Here is a 16885-nt window from a genome sequence, read left to right on the forward strand (position 1 = left end):
CGCGTCCCGGACGTGGGAAACAGGACGGTCGCAGCGGACAAGGCTGCGGCCGTTTTTCTTTGCGGGTCGAAACGCTGCGCGCAAATGAAAAAGAGCCATGCAGCCCGAAGGTGCATGGCTCTTGGTTGTGGTGCGGTGGCGCATTGGGACAGAACACTGGGGATGTTCTTGCGCCCCCTGGTACGGTTACCAAGGTCAGGTTGACATAAGGAGACGGACGCGTCTGTGAACCATATCACAGGGTGCGGGTCTCAGATCTGATCTGGTTCGGCCAGATCGCGCAGCGCGTCGAAATCTCTGATGATCAGCGCGCCCCGTGTGGCGTCGAGTACGCCCATGCGCTTCCAGCCTGAAATGGTTTTTGAAACTGCCTCACGCGTGGCACCTACATATTCCGCCAGCTCTGTTTGCGACAGGTTGATGGTCTGCGGACAGTGGCCACCGACCGACGCCAGGTGCAAGAGCTTGCGCGCCAAACGCGTGGGAACTGGAAGAAACACCTGTTCGTGCAATTGCTGTCCCATCCACCGCATGCGCTGACCGGCCAGGCGGATCAGGTCGCCTGCCAGTTCGGGGTGGGCCTGGATTTGGGCCAGAACATCCGCGCTGCGCACCCGAAGCACGCGGGCAGGCTCGGCTGCTGTAACAGTTGCGGTGCGGGGGCCGGGGTCAAACAGGGCAATCTCACCAAAAATGGCACCGGGCGCCATCAGGTCCAGGGACAGCTTGCGTCCGTTTTGTGACAGGATCGAAAACTCCAGCGTGCCAAGAGTAATCGCATAGAGCGCATCGCCCTTGTCGCCTTGCTCGAACAGGACAGAGCCGCGCTCGAGACTGATTTCGGTCGCTTGCGAGGACAGCATTGCCTTTAGACGTTCTGAAGCCTGGGCCAGAAAGCCGGTCTCAGGTAGTGATGTCATACAAAGCCCCCCTATTTTAGGTCTAGGGGCAGTGAATTTCCAATGCAACGGTTTAGGCGGGTGTTGATTGCACAGCCTTTGGGATGCGCGTCCTGCGGACGGCGGGGGGCGTGGCACCTTGTGGGCAAAGCCCACAAGGTGCCACGCCCAACAGGAGGAGAGGTCCCGTCAGGGACCGCGACGACTGGCGGGAGCGCCCCCGGAGTCGTTTCTCAGGCGTCTTCGTCCTTATCGGGCTCGATCAGATACTGTTGCAACAGGCTGAACTGCATCATCAGGAACGCCATCAGCGCGATGGGAAAGCCAAAGGTCTCGATCTTGACCCACAAGTCGGTCGACATGGTGCGCCAGACCAGCTCGTTGGCCACCGCGAGCAGGACAAAGGCGGCGCAGAGGCGTTTGGTCAGGATCATCCAACCTTCGTCGCGCATGGGCAGCATTTCGTTCAGGATGAACGCCAAATAACTGCGCCCCTGCAACAGGCCGATGCCCAGGATGGCCGAGAAGCAGCCATAAACCAGGGTGGTTTTCATCTTGAAGAAACGCTCGTCGTTGAACCAGGCGGTCAACCCGCCAAAAAAGATCACCATGAAGGCCGTGAAAATCTGCATCCGGCTGAGCTTGCCCGTGAGGAACCACAGCACCCCCATGGCAGCCAAAAGGATGGGAACAAAAATGATCGTGGCCACGATGAAGCCCGAGTATTCGGTCCCCGCGAACACATAGCTGTCGTCGCGGATCCGCAGGTAGATGAGGAAGAACGCCACGGTCGGGCCGAGCTCAAGCACCTGTTTCAGGATCGGGTTGATTTCCATTTTTTCGGCCATGCCAGACTTTCCGTTCTTTATCCGCCCATCTCAACTATCACGGCCCCGAGCGCAATCAACGCCATAAGTGCAATACGACGGGGGCCGACGGTTTCTTTCAGCACCAGCCAACCGATGAGGGCGGCAAACACGGTCGAGGTTTCGCGCAGGACAGCGGCCTCACCCACCTTGTCCAGTCGTGTGGCCAGCATGACCGAGCCAAAAGACATGAAGGCCACCAGGCCACCAATCACGCCGCGCAGCATCAGCGGGGCGGGGGCCGGGCGGTCTGGCATCTTGCGCCAGCGTGCGTAGGCGATGAAGGGAAAGGTTGCCCCGTCGATCATGAAAAACCACGCCAAAAAGGTAAACGGGTCGGCGGTGGCGCGGATGCCATAGGCGTCATAGGTCGTATAAAGCGCCACAAAGAACCCGGTGAACAGGGCCAGCCCCAAGGCGGCCTTCAGGGTGGCGCGGTCGGTTTCGAGGTTCCGCAAATTATACAGCGCCAGCCCAAAAATTCCGGCCAACAGGACCGCGACACCCATCCATTGTGTGAGTGTAAAGGTCTCGCCAAACAGCAGATAGGCGCCAATCACCGTGAACAGCGGCCCGGTGCCGCGCACCACCGGATAGACCACCGTATAGGCCCCGCGGGTGTAGGCCATGGATTGCAGCACCTTATAGGCGATGTGGATGGCCCAGACGGTGGCAAAGATCACCCACATATGCGGCTCGGGCCTGGGCACCACAAATAAGGCAAAAGGCGCGGCCATGAGGCAGTACGAGAAATCAATCGCCCCGCGTGTCAGCCAGGGATCATGGCGACCCTTTTGGAGCGCGCCAAAGACCGCGTGCAAAAATGCCGCAAGCAGGGCCAAGGCCAGGGCCATCTGATGCCCGGCTTCGGTGCCTTCCAGAGAGATCAGCCAGTCGCTCACAGTGAGAGGTCTTTCTAGGTGGAGAGGCTGGGGGCTGTCTGCCCCCAGACCCCCGACCGTATTTTGAACAAGAAGAAGCCAGGGCGGAGGAGGTTAGAGGCCAGTCAGGGCCTTGGCAAAGTCTTTGGGGTCAAACGGGGCCAGGTCGTCGATCTGTTCTCCGACACCAATGGCATGGATCGGCAGGCCAAACTTGTCGGCCAGCGCCACCAGAACGCCGCCCTTGGCGGTGCCGTCGAGCTTGGTCATCACCAGGCCCGAGACGTCCGAGATGTTGCGGAAGACCTCGACCTGGTTCAGCGCGTTCTGGCCGGTGGTGGCGTCCAGCACCAGCAGGGTGTTGTGCGGCGCGGTCTCGTCTTTCTTGCGGATGACGCGAACGATCTTGGCCAGCTCCTCCATCAGGTCGGCGCGGTTCTGCAAGCGGCCTGCGGTGTCGATCATCAACAGGTCAGCACCGTCCTCTTGTGCGCGGGTCATGGCGTCGAACGCCAGGCTGGCGGGGTCGGATCCTTCGGGGGCGGTGAGCACGGGGACGCCCGCGCGCTCGCCCCAGACCTGCAACTGTTCCACAGCCGCCGCGCGGAACGTGTCGCCTGCGGCGATCACGACTTTCTTGCCTGCAGATTTGAATTGGCTTGCCAGCTTGCCGATGGTCGTCGTCTTGCCCGAACCGTTGACGCCGACCACCAGTACCACTTGCGGACGTTTGGAATAAAGCGGCAGCGGCTTGGCCACGGGCTCCATCACGCGGGTGACCTCGTCGGCCAGCATCTGTTTGATTTCTTCGGTCGAGAGTTTCTTGCCATAGCGACCCTCGGCCATATTCGAGGTCACGCGCAGCGCGGTATCCACTCCCATGTCCGAGGCGATCAGAAGCTCTTCGAGTTGTTCGATCATGTCATCGTCCAGCACCCGGCGGGTGACAGTGCGCGCTTCGTCGCGTTTGAACAGGCGCCCCAGGATACCCTTGGATTCTTGCACTTGCGCTTGCGGTTCAGGCGTTGGAGCGGCAACCGGTGCTGCGGTTTGAACCGGGGCCGGTTCCGGGGGCTGCGAAGCGGGCGCGGGTTCGATCTCGGGCGCGGCGGACGCGGGCGGTTCCGCTGGTTTATCAGTCGACGGTGCTGGTTGCGGGGCAGGCTGAGGCTCGGCCGTCAGGGTTTCCTCTTCGCCGCCATCCTCGACAATTGCATCCAGCCCCTGTTCGAGCTTGGACGAGGATTTGAACAGCCTGTCTTTGAGCTTTGAAAAAAACGCCATCGTGATCTCCGCAAGGTGCTGTTCCCACCTAATGCCTATTCACGCGAGTTGCAAAGGGTCACACGAAGGCAATGATGAAGCCGGCCTGGGCACCCCAGTAAAGCGGCCACACTGCGTAAGGCGTGATGCGCAACAAAGGGTGCCCGGTAGGCAGCAGGAATTTCTCGGTCGCAAGGATCAGATCCGAGGCGACAAAGGACATGGCGGCAGGAAAAACCCAGATTAAGGGGCCGGTTGCGGGCAGCGCAAGTGCCGCGATCCCCATCCCCAGGATGATCGGGATATACGCCAGCACTGGCCCGCGCAGCTCGCCTGCTCGGGGCGGCAACAGAACGGCCATGGCCGCGCCAAAGCCAATCAGGGCCAGCAGGGGCAAGAGGTTGGCAGCGATCAGGGCCACGTCGCTTGTCGGCTGCGTCAGGAACACCACGATATAGGCCAGGTGTCCCAGAGCAAAGGCGCCGATTCCGGCCATGAATGTCTGATCGCTCTCTCGGGATAGCAAGGCATCGCCGAGCGCGCACAGTGCAAGGGCCAGGCACAAAAGCCAAAACCCTGCGAAAGCGGCGATCGCTGCCAAGGCGGCCACCGACAGGGTTTTGGTGGCCGTGCGCACCGTGCTGACTGGACGCGCGGTCAGGAACAGGTAGATAAAGGCGTTTGCGGCGGCAAACCAGAGCAGGGTTTGTGTCATGGGGCCTCAGGCAACGTGGACGTCTGGCTCAGAAGGCACCGAAAGGAGCAGGGGGGCAAGGGCAGTCGTTTGACAATTCAGCCTGGCTGACGCCAAGTTATGTTTCGATGGACGCCCCCCAATAGGGTCAAGATGGATCCTCGCCTGATGTTCTGGTTTGCCTTTGCCAGCCTCTCTCCCGTTCTGAGCCTGGGGCTTGCAGCCCTGTGGGGCGGTGGGTGGAGCCTGTGGGCGCTGACGCATATGACGGTGTTTGTGGTTGCAATGGACCGTCTGTCTTCGACCGCTCTTGCGAGCACAAACCAGACCAAAGGCGTGGCACGTTGCCTGAGTTGTTGTTTGGGATTGGTGCATTTCGCGGTTCTGATTGTCGCGGTGGCGGCTCTCTCTGGCGCGCAGCTGGGCGGTGGCAGCAAGCTGGCGCTGGCGGCAGCAGTGGGGCTGTTTCTTGGGCAGGTGTCGAATTCGAACGCGCATGAGTTGATCCACCGGTCCGGGCGGTTTGAGCGGGCTTTGGGCGTGGCGGTCTATGTCTCGCTTTTGTTTGGGCACCATGTGTCGGCCCACCGGCGGGTTCATCATGTCCATGTGGCCTCGGATCTTGATCCGAACTCTGCTCGACGGGGGGTGGGGTTCTATCGGTTCTGGCCGCGGGCCTGGATCGGATCGTTTCGGGCCGGGTATCGCGCAGAAACCACGATCAGGAGGGGGCGGGGCATACATCCCTATTGGGTATATGTCGGCGGGGCCTTGGTTTGTGTCGGTGGATCGGTCCTGCTGTCGGGCGGCAAGGGGGCTCTGATCTGGATTGGGCTTGCGGGGCTTGCCCAGACGCAATTGTTGCTGGCGGATTATGTACAGCACTATGGGCTGCGCCGGATGCAGGGGGCGGACGGGCGGCTGGAACCGGCGGGGCCTGCACACTCCTGGAATGCGCCGCAGTGGTATTCGGGCGCGATGATGCTGAACGCACCACGCCATTCGGATCACCACATGCATCCCGGGCGGATTTTTGCGGCGCTAGAGATGCGGGACGAGATGCCGACCTGGCCCTATGCCATGCCGGTAATGGCGGTGTTGGCCTTGGTGCCGCCTGTGTGGCGGCGGATCATGGATCCGCGTGTCGAATGCTGGGCAGGCGAGCGTGGCCAGAGGTGACGCAATTTGCGACACTTGCCACCATGTTGATGCGTTTCGTGATTCTCTTGTGCTTGTGGGGCGCGCCGGGTGCGGCGCAGACCCAGATGTCGGCGGAAGAGTTTGATGCCTACACCCGGGGCAAGACCCTGTTTTATGGCAATGGCGGAGAGGTCTATGGCGTGGAGCGCTATATGGCCGATCGCCGGGTCGTTTGGTCGTTTCTGGACGGGGATTGCAAGGAAGGCGTTTGGTTCGAACGTGATGGGCAGATCTGTTTCATCTATGAGGATCGCCTGGATCCGCAATGCTGGAGCTTTACCCGGACCCCGCGTGGTCTGATCGCTCAGTTCGAAGATGACCCCGAGGGCACCGAGCTTTATGAGGCAGAGGATATCGGCGAAGAGATGATCTGTTTTGGGCCCGATGTCGGGGTTTGACGCTCTGTTTCTCTGATACTTGATGTTGATTGTCGGCGTCTTTGCTTAGGCGTGTGTGAAGCAGAAACGGGGGGCTCCCGCGCCCGAGCAGGCCTGACTTCGTCAGCCCCGCTAACGGCCTTGGGCCGGGCGCCGCGCTGCGCGCGGCGCGGTTGCGGCAAGATGCACGCTGTTGCAAAAAAACAACGGTCGGTCGAAGCGGTGCGCAACAGAGGCGACCGAGCGCCAAATGCCGCGCGAAGCGCGGCCCGGCCCAACCAGAGGAGGTTTTTCGCATGAAAAATCGACGATGGGCGGGAGCGCCTCGCCCTTTGGCCCGCTTTATGAAGACGTGGATGTTACGCGCAGAGCATCATAGGACACCATGACATGCTCACGGTAGGCCGGCCGCTCGCTGAGGGCGTCATAGTAGCGTCTCAAATTGGGCAGTTTGGCCCGTTCGATGTCGATGTCGTAATATCGAAACAGGATATGACCCAGTTGTATGTCGGCCAGGGTCAAGGTTGTCCCTACCAAGAACGCGTGTTTTTCAAGTTGCCCGTCCGCAAGGGCCAGTTTGGTTTCCAACGTTTGCACGGCTGCGGCAATCGCCTTGGGGTTTTGACCCCAAGGCGCAGTGCGCACCCGCTGCCAGAACACCGGTCCGGTGAACTCCATTGCCACATTGATCTTGGCCCACTCAGCCCATTTGTCGACCTGTGCACGCCGGGCCGGGTCCTGGGGCCAAAAACCGTCCTTTGCATAGCGCGTGGCCAGGTACCGCAGGATCGCCCCGGTTTCCCAGATCGGCGCATCCTCGCCATCTTGTAGCACCGGGACCGTGCGGTTGGGGTTGAGCGCGCCAAAGGCGTCGGTGTCCAAACCGCCGTGGAGGTGGCCCACATCATGGCGCGTGAAAGACAGCCCAATCTCGCCCACACACCACATCAGGGCCTGCACATTCGATGACGTCTTGCGGCCCCAGATTGTCAGCATGTCAAAACAGCGATCCTTGGCTGGGAGGTGTCGGTTTGGACTTCTTAGCGGCAGGTTTGGGGGACGGTTGAGTCCCGTCGTGCCCCGTCGTGACACGCCCATCGTGGAACTGGATTTCCAGCGTTGTGGCCTGTTCGGCCTGCACTTTGGACGTCACCAGCTCTGTGCCGGACCGCACCACGGCAAACCCACGCTCCAACGTGGCCTCATAGCCCAGAGAGCTGAGCATCCTTGCGCTGTGCTCCAACTGCGCTTGCAGCCGGTCCATCTGTGTCTTGCCAATGGCCGAGAACCGTTGCGACAAAGTGGTAAAGTCAGATCGTTTGCGCAGCACATCCTGTGTCAATCGGTCGGTGTTCAGGCCCCTGGCCTGACTCTGGAACCGCTCGCGTCGCATGGCGATCATGCGGGTAAGGGCGGGGGCCGCGCGATCGCTTAACCGGATCAGGTTCTGCCCCTCGGTAGAAATGCGGCGTTGCAAGGTCGCGGCGCGCAGGGGGGCGGCAACCTCTGCCAACGACAACCTTCGCCTCTGTACGCCCTGTTTCAGAGCGTTCGGCAGTTTGTCGCCCGCCATGTCCAGCCGCTGGCGGGGGGTGTCCAACAGCGTTTCGGCGCGGGGCAGGGCGCGCGACAAATCGCGCAGGCGTTGGGATCGGCGTTGCACGCCGTCCGTGGTGGCACGCGACAGGCGGGCGCCTTGTTCTTCGATCCAGGCCGCGAGCTCCAGTCGCACGGGAACGGCAAGTTCTGCCGCAGCGGTAGGTGTAGGCGCCCGGCGGTCCGAGACAAAGTCGATCAGCGTGGTGTCCGTCTCATGCCCCACGGCCGAAATCAGGGGAATGTCGCTGGCGGCGGTGGCGCGGGCCACCACCTCTTCGTTGAAGCCCCATAGGTCCTCGACCGAGCCGCCACCACGTGCCACGATCAGCAGATCGGGGCGGGGCAGAGCGCCGCCTGGGGTCAGTTTGTTGAACCCTTCGATGGCGCGGGCCACTTCGGGGGCGCAGTTGGCGCCTTGCACTGCCACGGGCCAAATCAGCACCTTGCGCGGGAACCGGTCCCGCAACCGGTGCAGGATGTCCCGGATCACCGCACCCGAAGGCGAGGTCACCACCCCAATGATCTGCGGCAGATAGGGCAGCGCCTTTTTGCGTTCCGGCGCGAACAGCCCCTCGGCCTCGAGTTGCTTCTTGCGCTTTTCGAGCAGCGCCATCAGCGCGCCCTGACCGGCGACCGCCACCTCATCCACGTTCATGTTGTATTTCGACTGCGCGCCAAAGGCCGTCAAACGGCCTGTGACGACCACCTCAAGCCCTTCTTCCGGGACCACGGACAAGCCGCTGATTTGACCTTTCCAGGTGGTGCAGGCCAGCACACTGCGGTCATCCTTGACGTCGTAATACAGATGTCCCGAACGGGCCTTGAACACACGGCCCACTTCGCCGCGCACACGGATTCGCCCGAACGTGCCCTCTAGCGTACGCTTGACCTCGCCCGACAGCTCGGACACCGAATATTCAGGCATGTTTTGACCCGGAATTGGATCATCTAGAAGGTCGGACATTTCGGCACCTTGTGTGAATGGTCAGGCCAGCTTAGAACGCGCGGCAAGCAAGGCCAAGCAGATCGGAGCGCGTTTCATGAATATCCTTATCCTCGGCAGCGGCGGGCGGGAACACAGCTTGGCCTGGGCCGTGCTGCAGAACCCCAAGTGCGACAAGCTGATCGTGGCGCCGGGCAACGCAGGTATCGCGCAGATCGCCGATTGCGCGTCGATCGATATCGAAAGCGGTGGCGCGGTGGTCAGCTTTGCCGAAGAGAACGCAATCGACTTTGTGATCGTGGGCCCCGAGGCGCCTTTGGCGGCAGGCGTGGCCGATCGTCTACGCGAGGCGGGTATCCTGGTCTTTGGCCCCTCGGCAGCAGCGGCCCAGCTTGAGGCGTCGAAAAGCTTCACCAAGGAAATCTGCGCTGCGGCCAATGCGCCGACGGCTGGCTACGGACATTTCACTGATGCTGAGGCGGCCAAGGCTTACATCCTCGACCAAGGCGCACCCATTGTGGTCAAGGCCGACGGCCTGGCGGCCGGCAAGGGCGTGATCGTGGCGATGGATGAGCAGACCGCACTGGACGCCATCGACGACATGTTCGGCGGTGCCTTTGGCGGCGCGGGTGCCGAGGTGGTGATCGAAGAGTTCATGGAAGGCGAAGAAGCCTCGCTCTTCGTGCTCTGCGATGGCGAAGACATCCTGTCCATCGGCACCGCGCAAGACCACAAACGTGTGGGCGAAGGCGACACCGGGCTGAACACCGGCGGCATGGGCGCCTATTCCCCGGCACCGGTGCTGAGCGCCGAGATCGAAGCGCTCGCGATGGACCAAATCGTGCGCCCGACAATGGCCGAAATGGCCAAGCGCGGCATGCCGTTTCAGGGCGTGCTGTACGTCGGGTTGATGATCAAGGACGGCCAGCCGCGCCTGGTGGAATACAACGTGCGCTTTGGCGACCCGGAATGTCAGGTGCTGATGATGCGACTGGGCGCACAAGCGATGGACCTGATGCATGCAGCGGCGCAGGGGCGTCTGGGGCAGGCGCAGGTGAACTGGGCGGATGACCACGCGATCACCGTGGTCATGGCGGCCAATGGCTATCCGGGGTCTTATGAAAAGGGCACTGAGATCAAAGGGCTGGAGGGATTGCCCGAGGATAGCTCTAACATGGTGTTTCATGCAGGTACCAAGGCCGAAGCGGGGGCTGTCTTGGCCTCGGGCGGGCGTGTGTTGAACGTCACCGCACGTGGAGCGTCCCTGCAAGAGGCACGCAATCGGGCCTATGAAATGGTAGAAGCCATCGACTGGCCCGGCGGATTCTACCGCCGCGACATCGGCTGGCGCGCGCTGTAAGAGGTCTTGCGTTTGGTTGCGGACTGGAAAAGGTCCCGAGAGGGGCATTGGGGGGAGAGCGGCCAAAGATATCTGGCATGTCGCAATCGTGTGGCTGCAATCACATGTTTGGAATGAGCTTTTGGGGATCAATGCCTCAGCAGACCTGGGCGTGCGATTGCGCCGGTCAGTTCCCCGTGTCATCCAGAATGCGTGGGGGACAAATCGATGGACCAAGATGAATGACTTTGAAATCTATTGGGCTTGTGATCGCGGCCTTGTTTTTTGCCTCTGTGGAACATGTGCAGGCGCAAGAATTTGAGGTCGGGGCGAGGCTGGAGCAGTGCGTGTTGACAGCAGCTGAGGTGCAGGGTGTTGACAATAGCGACGGCAAGACGATGCAATTCAGTGTCACGAGTTGTCTGACGACTGCCCGGCGTACCTGCCAATTCACCACCGATGCAGAGGATTGCTTTTCCCAATATGTAGAGAGGGTTGAGGAGCTTTCTCGCGGCATCCGCGCAAGTCTTCCGTACAAAGTGGATGGAGTTGACGGGCAAAGCAACCGAATGAACCGCAGGTTATCTGAGGCCAAGAGTTCCGTCGACGCCTTCAGAGAATATTGTTTGAATTCTGTCGAAAGTGATTTGCCCGTCGAACTTTTGTATTTGCCTGCCGAACTTCGCTCTCCTGCCAAGGCTTGCGAAATCCTTGTTCCTTCATATGACCTAAGCAGTCTCCTCTTAACGAAAGCTCTACTCGATAGTATGAAGGCAAAGAAGTAACCTCAGGGATGCTGTCGGAGAAGCAAGGTGCGCAAACCCGCAATGCCAGCTTTCCCTGTCTTGCGGACATTTGCTGAGCGACACAACAGAAAGCCGTGATGTCGCTTTTCGTTTTCCCTAGGTTGTTCAGTTCTTTGTATCCTAGATTGGTGTCTGCGTCGGCCCTATGGGCAACGCCAAAGGTCGATTGCGGCTATAGGTAAGTTGGCAAGAGTTCTCTTTTTTGGTGATCTCGTGATTTGCAGGTGATGCGCTGAAATGGCCTGTGCTTCCGTTGGTGTCTTTTTCAGCGCCGATCGGGTGGATAAATAGATACGGAATATCCGTAGCCGTTGTTCGCTGTCGACATCTTGGCGATCGATACGGAAGCCAAAGGTATCGAAGCGTTGGAGGCAAAAAACGGTTGTTTCGCCGCGGGGGATGACGGGGGTGCTCCCGCCCATCGTTGACGCCATGCGGCGTCGCCTCTGGTTGGGCCGGGCGCCGCGCTGACGCGCGGCGCGGTTGCGTCTAGGATCAGCAGCTGCGCGCCGCCTCGAGGCTTTGGCGATCGGTGAAAGGTCCAAGGTCGCTTTGCTGCCAGGATTGCCCGTCATAACGGACCGAGATGATGCGGCGCCAGTCGCCTGAGGCGAGGATCAGCTCGGGTGTGCTACCGCAATCGCGCAATCCGCCCGAGATGAAGTCCTCGCCGATCCGATGGTTGGTCAGACCGGGTAGAGCGGCGATCTCGATGAGTGTGCCGTCCTTGTATCGCCAGATGCGCAGGGTCTTGGCCAGATGGGGGCGGTCGACATAGGCGAGCTCGACATGGCCATCGCCGTCCAGATCATCGACACCGGCAGGGGCCAACCACCGGTTGCGGGTGCCGATATGGGGCGTGGAGGCGATCTTTTTGCCGGTCAGATCATAAATAGCCAGTTGTGCCCCGGTTTGTGCCTGACTTTCGATGGTGACGATTTCGGGCACCTCGTCGCCATCAAGATCGGCAAGCCGGGGCGAGAGATCCTCGAACACGCGATCCTTGGGCAGGCGGACGGTGACTTTCTGTCCGTCGGCATGGATTACCAAAGCGCCGTATTCGATGTAATCGCCCAGCACACCATGGGGATAGCGCCGTGTCGGCTCATCATATTCGGCACTTACGGCCGTCTGTGTTGTTTGTGACGTTCCCGCTTGCGGAAGTGGCCACAGACACAAAGCCATCACCGCGCCGCGGATGGGCGCGGGCCAGGGGCGCGACGGTTGGCGCGGCGCCCCCTGTCGCATCAGATCTGTTTCTCGGGCATCTGCACGATCAGACCGTCCAGCGCGTCGGTCACCTTGACCTGGCAGGTCAGGCGCGAGCGGGCGGCGTCGGGCTCGAAGGCAAAGTCCAGCATGTCCTCTTCCATGTCGTCCTTGGCGGGCAGCTTCTCGACCCAGTCGGGGTGGACATAGACATGGCAGGTCGAGCAGGCGCAGGCGCCGCCGCAGTCAGCCTCGATGCCGGGAATGTTGTTGTCCCGTGCGCCTTCCATCACGGTCAGGCCGTTGGCGACATTGACGGTATGCTCTTTGCCACCGTGCTCGATGTAAGTGATCTTTGCCATTGCTCACGTCTTCCTTTGCGATGTTCCGCGAACTCCTTAGACAAGGGACATGGACGACGCCAGTGTCATTTGCGACCCCGAGCGACGCGTCTGGACTTTCGTAACGTATGTTCTATCTTTGTTCCTGTGATTGTGATCCAAAACAGGGCGGGACCGTGATGTTCGTGACACCGATTCACCAAACCTCTGGTTCAGGCGGTTGGCCACGCCCGCCTGCCTGCGTGATGGCCGCCCGGTTGGAGGAACCACCCGAGGGCGCGCGGATCACGGTAGCGGGGCTGGTGATCCTGCGCCAAAGGCCTGGAACCGCAAAGGGGGTGATTTTTCTCACGCTCGAAGATGAAACCGGTGTGGTCAACATCGTGGTCTGGCGCAAGATCTACGAACGCTTCCGCCGCGCGGTCATTGCCGGGCGGCTGTTGCGGGTGACGGGTCGAATGCAGCGGGCGCATTCGGTCACTCACGTGATCGCCGAAGAGATCGAGGACATCTCGGACATGCTGGACCATCTTCTAGCCCCGCAAGACGCCCCCTGATGTCTTCCTTTGCGCCGCGCGCCCTTTTGCGGTATGGTCACGCCAAACGCCCACAGAGGCCCGAGCATGACCCAGTTTCGCACCATCTTGAGCGCGCTTGCGCTGACGGTCTTGGCGGCCTGTGGCTCGGCTGTGCCTGATTTGGGTGGGTTGAACGAGCCGGAAGTCACGCGTTTCAACGCCGAGGCCCCGCCCGGTGCCGCACCCAACACCTGTTGGGGCAAGGATGTGACACCTGCCATCATCGAAACCGTCACCAATCAGGTGATGCTGCAACCGGCCGAAGTGCTGGCTGATGGCTCTGTACAGCAGCCCGCGATCTTCAAGACAGAAACGCAACAGCAGATCGTTCGCCCCCGGCAAGAGACTTGGTTTCAGACCCCCTGTGCGGACGAAATGACATCCGAATTCGTCTCTTCGGTTCAGCGTGCCCTGGCGGTCCGGTATTTGTACCGCGGGCCAATCAATGGCGAAATGGACGCGCGCACCCGGGCTGCGGTGCGCCGGTATCAAAAGCCCGAAGGGCTCGACTCTGGCATTCTGAGCCTTGCGGCTGCGCGCAAACTGGGACTGGTCACTGTTGAACTTGATGGTGTCGAAGCAGACCTTGAACCCGATAAAGTCCAGCAAGAAGACATCTGAGCCGCCTTGTTTCACTTTCGTTTGAACAGCGTATCCTGCGCCTGTTTGCTGCGGTGATCCCCTCGCAATTCGATTTTCAAGGATTGCCCAGCCTGCACGCCGGGGCGGTTGCCGACCTGCTCCAGCCAACGTGCGAAATGGGGTTTGTCCTCAAGCATCTGCTGCTGCCCCTCCCAAAGACAAGCCCATGGCCAGATCGCCATGTCCGCAATGGAATAGAAATCGCCAGCCACATATTCGTTTTCGGCCAAGCGCCGATCCAGAACGCCGTAAAGACGGCCCACCTCGGCGCGATAACGGTCCTTGGCATAGGGCAGGTCCTGCGGTGGATCCATGTTGGGCGCGTACTTCAGAAAGTGATGTGCCTGTCCCGCCATTGGTCCGACACCCCCCATCTGCCACATCAGCCATTGCTCGACGCTCAGGTGGTCGCGTTCGGATTCGCCATAGAACTGCCCGGTTTTGCGCGCCAGATACATCAGGATCGCGCCGCTTTCGAACAGCGACACCGAGACGCCATCCGGGCCATCAGGATCAACAATGGCAGGCATCCTGTTGTTGGGCGCGATTTTCAGAAACTCGGGGTCGAATTGATCCCCTTTGCCGATGTTGACCAGGTGCAGGTTGTAAGGCAGTCCCATCTCTTCGAGAGCGATCGACACTTTCCACCCGTTGGGCGTAGGCCAGTAATACAAATCAATCGGTTGTTGCATGTCACGCTCCCTTTGTCGCGCCGGATGGCCCGGATATCAGAAGCGGATCATGGGGTATTTTGTACAAACGGCAAGGGAAAGTCATAGCGCGGCATTGCAAACAAACGTGACCAACGCGCGTCGGTCTGTTCGGGCAGGGCATTTCGCAGCGTAGCCAAAGAAAGCGGTTTGTCTGAGGACAGCAGGCGGTCATACAGGGCAAACACGCCGGGGCGCATGTAGCTGGACCAATGACAGACCCGGCGGTCTGGGGCTTCGATCGACACGCCAAGGGCGGCCAAAGCGTTCAGGCTGTCGCGGCAATCCAACTGAAGCGTTACGGCATTTGCAGCGGCAATACCTTGGCCAATGGCCCGGTCATGGGGAAGGGGCGGTGCAATCAACCGTTCAAACAAAAAATCGAACAGATCGTTTTCGCGCGCGGTCACATTGATGAATTCCGCCGCTGCTCCGGCCGGCGTGGACAGCGCCGCAAGTGCCCGCGCCCGGTAGGTTGCGCCTGTCAGAGAGATGATCCGGCTCAGGTCACCCGGTTCCAAGTGGTGCAAGGCCTCCAGCGCCAGTTCGACGCCTAGGGAATGGCCAATGAAATGGATCGGGCGGTTCGGGTTCTCTTGTTTCAGGCCGATGACGACACGGGCCAGTGCCTGCCCGGCCTGCAGCGCACACCGCCGCGCGGACCAAAGGGTTCCATGTGCATTCCACCCAAAGGCAACGGTCAGTCGGTCGGTGCGGTCAAGCCCGAGCGCGCGCGGCCAGCTTTTGACGCGTTTGGGATAGGTTTGAGGCGTCATGGAAAACACAAGGTGGTGTGGGCAGTCGACCGGATCGTGGGGGCAGTAGGTGTACCCGTGGGTCATGATCACAACTGGTCCGGGAATGTCGCGTGTTTGCCGGATCAGGCTGTCCACCGATTGCGGGCTGTCATGCAATCCCGGCTGCGTTCCTTGCGCGTTGATCCGAAGTATCGTCATCCAGTTGCCCCAATCCAGATGTGCATGATCGGCTTTGCATGACGCTATGACGGTTGGGTGAAGCCCCGGTTACAGCTCCGTGACGGTTGGTGTTGCCAGCTGCAATAGATCGTGACCGAGGTAGGCTTGACGCAGCTTGTCGCGAGGCGTAAACGCTGAGACACGAGCTACGTGGCGATTTGTTACCGGATTGCGGGCCACGCTAAACAACACCGCTAAAAGGTCAGGATGAAAGCCCCCTTTCGCTTGACCGCGTTAGGGGTTTTTTATTTTGAGCTTTCCGCCGGAAAGCAGAGAAAGGAATGACGACATGAGCGACAGCTGGAATAAGCGGACCCAAGCCGTCCACGGTGGTGTGCGCCGCAGCCAATACAACGAAGTCAGCGAAGCGATCTTTCTGACCCAGGGGTTCGTCTACGATAACGCCGAAGCTGCCGAAGCGCGGTTCATCGAATGCGGTGATGATGAGTTCATCTATGCCCGCTACGGTAACCCGACTGTTTCCATGTTCGAACAGCGTATTGCGGCGCTTGAAGGCGGCGAAGACGCCTTTGCCACCGCATCCGGTATGGCGGCTGTCAACGGTGCGCTGACTTCGATGCTCAAGGCAGGCGATCACGTGGTGTCGGCCAAGGCGCTGTTCGGCTCCTGTCTCTATATCCTGGAAAACATCTTGGCCCGTTTCGGGGTCGAGGTGACGTTTGTCGATGGCACCGATCTGGCGCAGTGGGAGGCGGCGATCCGCCCCGACACCAAGGCTGTTTTCTTTGAATCCATGTCCAACCCCACACTCGAGGTGATCGACATCGAAGGTGTGGCCAAGCTTGCCCATGCGGTTGGGGCGCTGGTTGTGGTCGACAACGTGTTTTCGACCCCGGTGTTTTCCCGCGCGATCGAGCAGGGCGCCGACGTGGTCGTCTATTCGGCGACCAAGCATATCGATGGTCAGGGCCGCGCGCTGGGCGGTGTGATCATCGGCACCAAGGAGTTCATCCGCGGCACCGTCGAACCCTATCTCAAGCACACAGGCGGGGCGCTCAGCCCGTTCAACGCCTGGGTCATGCTCAAGGGGATCGAGACGATGGCTCTGCGTGTGAATGCGCAAGCGGCGTCAGCGCAAAAGATTGCCGAGGCGTTGGAAGGGCATGCGGCACTGGAACGCACGCTTTATCCGGGCCTAGCGACCCATGCGCAAAATGAATTGGTGCAACGCCAGTTGGGTGGCAAGGGCGGTACGGTTTTGTCGCTGGACATCAAGGGCGGTAAAGAGGCGGCATTTGCGTTTCTGAATGCACTGACGATCCCGGTGATTTCGAACAACCTGGGCGACGCGAAATCCATCGTGACCCACCCGGCGACAACCACTCACCAGCGTCTGAGCGAAGAACAGCGGGACGAGTTGGGCATCACCCCCGGCCTGATCCGCTTCTCTGTCGGTCTGGAAGACGCCGACGATCTGTTGTCGGATGTGCGCCAGGCGCTGGACAACCTGCAGGCATAACGCGCGGTTGGATTGACAGGACATGGCTCGGGGGGCTCCCGCGCCCGAGCAGACCTGACTGCGTCAGCCCTGCTAACGGCC

The 16885-nt window shown here is 60.6% G+C and carries 18 protein-coding genes and 1 riboswitch; of the genes, 7 read left to right on the forward strand and 11 right to left on the reverse strand.

Annotation, left to right across the window (positions count from 1 at the left end; translation table 11 throughout):
• Positions 1–251: 251 nt before the first annotated feature.
• The 5 genes from TRL7639_RS15750 to TRL7639_RS15770 all read right to left on the reverse strand — a co-directional run bounded on the left by TRL7639_RS15750 (position 252) and on the right by TRL7639_RS15770 (position 4624).
• The gene (locus TRL7639_RS15750) at positions 252–920 is read right to left on the reverse strand and encodes a Crp/Fnr family transcriptional regulator (RefSeq protein ID WP_085796801.1); all 669 of its coding nucleotides are present in this window, start codon (positions 918–920) and stop codon (positions 252–254) included.
• Positions 921–1132: 212 nt separating this feature from the next.
• A complete protein-coding gene (locus TRL7639_RS15755) occupies positions 1133–1747 on the reverse strand; it encodes an inner membrane-spanning protein YciB (protein WP_085796802.1) in 615 nt (204 codons plus the stop codon).
• Between the two features lie 17 nt (positions 1748–1764).
• The gene (locus tag TRL7639_RS15760) at positions 1765–2667 is read right to left on the reverse strand and encodes a DMT family transporter (RefSeq protein WP_085796803.1); all 903 of its coding nucleotides are present in this window, start codon (positions 2665–2667) and stop codon (positions 1765–1767) included.
• A gap of 93 nt (positions 2668–2760) precedes the next feature.
• Positions 2761–3930, reverse strand: coding sequence for a signal recognition particle-docking protein FtsY (ftsY, locus tag TRL7639_RS15765; RefSeq protein ID WP_085796804.1), 1170 nt, complete (start codon positions 3928–3930; stop codon positions 2761–2763).
• Between the two features lie 58 nt (positions 3931–3988).
• Complete coding sequence (locus TRL7639_RS15770) at positions 3989–4624, reverse strand: lysoplasmalogenase (RefSeq protein WP_085796805.1); 636 nt, start codon at positions 4622–4624, stop codon at positions 3989–3991.
• A 99-nt stretch (positions 4625–4723) separates the two neighbouring features.
• Between TRL7639_RS15770 and TRL7639_RS15775 the strand changes: the two genes are divergently transcribed.
• Both TRL7639_RS15775 and TRL7639_RS15780 read left to right on the forward strand, forming a co-directional pair.
• Positions 4724–5782, forward strand: coding sequence for an alkane 1-monooxygenase (locus tag TRL7639_RS15775; protein ID WP_235820402.1), 1059 nt, complete (start codon positions 4724–4726; stop codon positions 5780–5782).
• A gap of 29 nt (positions 5783–5811) precedes the next feature.
• Positions 5812–6201, forward strand: a complete 390-nt coding sequence (locus TRL7639_RS15780) for a hypothetical protein (RefSeq protein ID WP_110647164.1) — start codon at positions 5812–5814, stop codon at positions 6199–6201.
• 321 nt (positions 6202–6522) lie between these two features.
• On the opposite strand, the gene TRL7639_RS15785 is transcribed toward TRL7639_RS15780, so the two are convergent.
• Positions 6523–7176 carry a glutathione S-transferase family protein gene (locus tag TRL7639_RS15785; protein WP_085796807.1) on the reverse strand — a complete coding sequence of 218 codons (654 nt, stop codon included), beginning with the start codon at positions 7174–7176 and terminating at the stop codon, positions 6523–6525.
• Position 7177: 1 nt separating this feature from the next.
• Positions 7178–8743 (reverse strand): exodeoxyribonuclease VII large subunit, encoded by a 1566-nt coding sequence (gene xseA / locus TRL7639_RS15790; protein WP_085796808.1) that lies wholly within the window; start codon positions 8741–8743, stop codon positions 7178–7180.
• Between the two features lie 76 nt (positions 8744–8819).
• Here xseA and purD point away from each other — a divergent pair, with 76 nt between their 5' ends.
• A complete protein-coding gene (purD, locus tag TRL7639_RS15795) occupies positions 8820–10082 on the forward strand; it encodes a phosphoribosylamine--glycine ligase (RefSeq protein WP_085796935.1) in 1263 nt (420 codons plus the stop codon).
• A gap of 221 nt (positions 10083–10303) precedes the next feature.
• Positions 10304–10846 (forward strand): hypothetical protein, encoded by a 543-nt coding sequence (locus TRL7639_RS15800; RefSeq protein ID WP_085796809.1) that lies wholly within the window; start codon positions 10304–10306, stop codon positions 10844–10846.
• A 516-nt stretch (positions 10847–11362) separates the two neighbouring features.
• Here the strand turns inward: TRL7639_RS15800 and TRL7639_RS15805 are convergent.
• Positions 11363–12115, reverse strand: a complete 753-nt coding sequence (locus tag TRL7639_RS15805; RefSeq protein WP_235820404.1) for an FG-GAP repeat domain-containing protein — start codon at positions 12113–12115, stop codon at positions 11363–11365.
• Positions 12115–12438 carry a 2Fe-2S iron-sulfur cluster-binding protein gene (locus TRL7639_RS15810; protein ID WP_085796810.1) on the reverse strand — a complete coding sequence of 108 codons (324 nt, stop codon included), beginning with the start codon at positions 12436–12438 and terminating at the stop codon, positions 12115–12117. Before TRL7639_RS15810 ends, TRL7639_RS15805 begins: the two co-directional genes overlap by 1 nt.
• Before the next feature lie 158 nt (positions 12439–12596).
• Between TRL7639_RS15810 and TRL7639_RS15815 the strand changes: the two genes are divergently transcribed.
• Entirely contained in the window at positions 12597–12974 is a 378-nt protein-coding gene (locus TRL7639_RS15815) for an OB-fold nucleic acid binding domain-containing protein (RefSeq protein WP_085796937.1), read from the forward strand.
• Between the two features lie 66 nt (positions 12975–13040).
• A complete protein-coding gene (locus TRL7639_RS15820; RefSeq protein WP_085796811.1) occupies positions 13041–13616 on the forward strand; it encodes a peptidoglycan-binding domain-containing protein in 576 nt (191 codons plus the stop codon).
• An 11-nt stretch (positions 13617–13627) separates the two neighbouring features.
• Here TRL7639_RS15820 and TRL7639_RS15825 read toward each other — a convergent pair whose 3' ends face one another.
• Both TRL7639_RS15825 and TRL7639_RS15830 read right to left on the reverse strand, forming a co-directional pair.
• The gene (locus tag TRL7639_RS15825) at positions 13628–14329 is read right to left on the reverse strand and encodes a glutathione S-transferase N-terminal domain-containing protein (protein WP_085796812.1); all 702 of its coding nucleotides are present in this window, start codon (positions 14327–14329) and stop codon (positions 13628–13630) included.
• A 47-nt stretch (positions 14330–14376) separates the two neighbouring features.
• Positions 14377–15303 (reverse strand): alpha/beta hydrolase, encoded by a 927-nt coding sequence (locus TRL7639_RS15830; RefSeq protein WP_085796813.1) that lies wholly within the window; start codon positions 15301–15303, stop codon positions 14377–14379.
• A gap of 161 nt (positions 15304–15464) precedes the next feature.
• Positions 15465–15542, forward strand: a riboswitch (SAM riboswitch).
• Between the two features lie 71 nt (positions 15543–15613).
• On the opposite strand from TRL7639_RS15830, the gene metZ reads away from it, so the two are divergent.
• Positions 15614–16804: an O-succinylhomoserine sulfhydrylase gene (gene metZ / locus TRL7639_RS15835; RefSeq protein ID WP_085796814.1), complete on the forward strand. Its 1191-nt coding sequence runs from the start codon at positions 15614–15616 to the stop codon at positions 16802–16804.
• Positions 16805–16885: the final 81 nt, after the last annotated feature.

This window comes from Falsiruegeria litorea R37 (genome assembly GCF_900172225.1).
GTDB lineage: Bacteria > Pseudomonadota > Alphaproteobacteria > Rhodobacterales > Rhodobacteraceae > Falsiruegeria > Falsiruegeria litorea.

Bases quoted from the DNA above. Each gene is read 5' to 3' on its own strand.
- TRL7639_RS15750 (WP_085796801.1), bottom strand. From the start codon at position 920: ATGACATCACTACCTGAGACCGGCTTTCTGGCCCAGGCTTCAGAACGT.
- TRL7639_RS15755 (WP_085796802.1), bottom strand. From the start codon at position 1,747: ATGGCCGAAAAAATGGAAATCAACCCGATCCTGAAACAGGTGCTTGAG.
- ftsY (WP_085796804.1), bottom strand. From the start codon at position 3,930: ATGGCGTTTTTTTCAAAGCTCAAAGACAGGCTGTTCAAATCCTCGTCC.
- TRL7639_RS15770 (WP_085796805.1), bottom strand. From the start codon at position 4,624: ATGACACAAACCCTGCTCTGGTTTGCCGCCGCAAACGCCTTTATCTAC.
- TRL7639_RS15775 (WP_235820402.1), top strand. From the start codon at position 4,724: ATGTTTCGATGGACGCCCCCCAATAGGGTCAAGATGGATCCTCGCCTG.
- TRL7639_RS15780 (WP_110647164.1), top strand. From the start codon at position 5,812: ATGCGTTTCGTGATTCTCTTGTGCTTGTGGGGCGCGCCGGGTGCGGCG.
- TRL7639_RS15785 (WP_085796807.1), bottom strand. From the start codon at position 7,176: ATGCTGACAATCTGGGGCCGCAAGACGTCATCGAATGTGCAGGCCCTG.
- xseA (WP_085796808.1), bottom strand. From the start codon at position 8,743: ATGTCCGACCTTCTAGATGATCCAATTCCGGGTCAAAACATGCCTGAA.
- purD (WP_085796935.1), top strand. From the start codon at position 8,820: ATGAATATCCTTATCCTCGGCAGCGGCGGGCGGGAACACAGCTTGGCC.
- TRL7639_RS15800 (WP_085796809.1), top strand. From the start codon at position 10,304: ATGACTTTGAAATCTATTGGGCTTGTGATCGCGGCCTTGTTTTTTGCC.
- TRL7639_RS15805 (WP_235820404.1), bottom strand. From the start codon at position 12,115: ATGCGACAGGGGGCGCCGCGCCAACCGTCGCGCCCCTGGCCCGCGCCC.
- TRL7639_RS15810 (WP_085796810.1), bottom strand. From the start codon at position 12,438: ATGGCAAAGATCACTTACATCGAGCACGGTGGCAAAGAGCATACCGTC.
- TRL7639_RS15815 (WP_085796937.1), top strand. From the start codon at position 12,597: ATGTTCGTGACACCGATTCACCAAACCTCTGGTTCAGGCGGTTGGCCA.
- TRL7639_RS15820 (WP_085796811.1), top strand. From the start codon at position 13,041: ATGACCCAGTTTCGCACCATCTTGAGCGCGCTTGCGCTGACGGTCTTG.
- TRL7639_RS15825 (WP_085796812.1), bottom strand. From the start codon at position 14,329: ATGCAACAACCGATTGATTTGTATTACTGGCCTACGCCCAACGGGTGG.
- TRL7639_RS15830 (WP_085796813.1), bottom strand. From the start codon at position 15,303: ATGACGATACTTCGGATCAACGCGCAAGGAACGCAGCCGGGATTGCAT.
- metZ (WP_085796814.1), top strand. From the start codon at position 15,614: ATGAGCGACAGCTGGAATAAGCGGACCCAAGCCGTCCACGGTGGTGTG.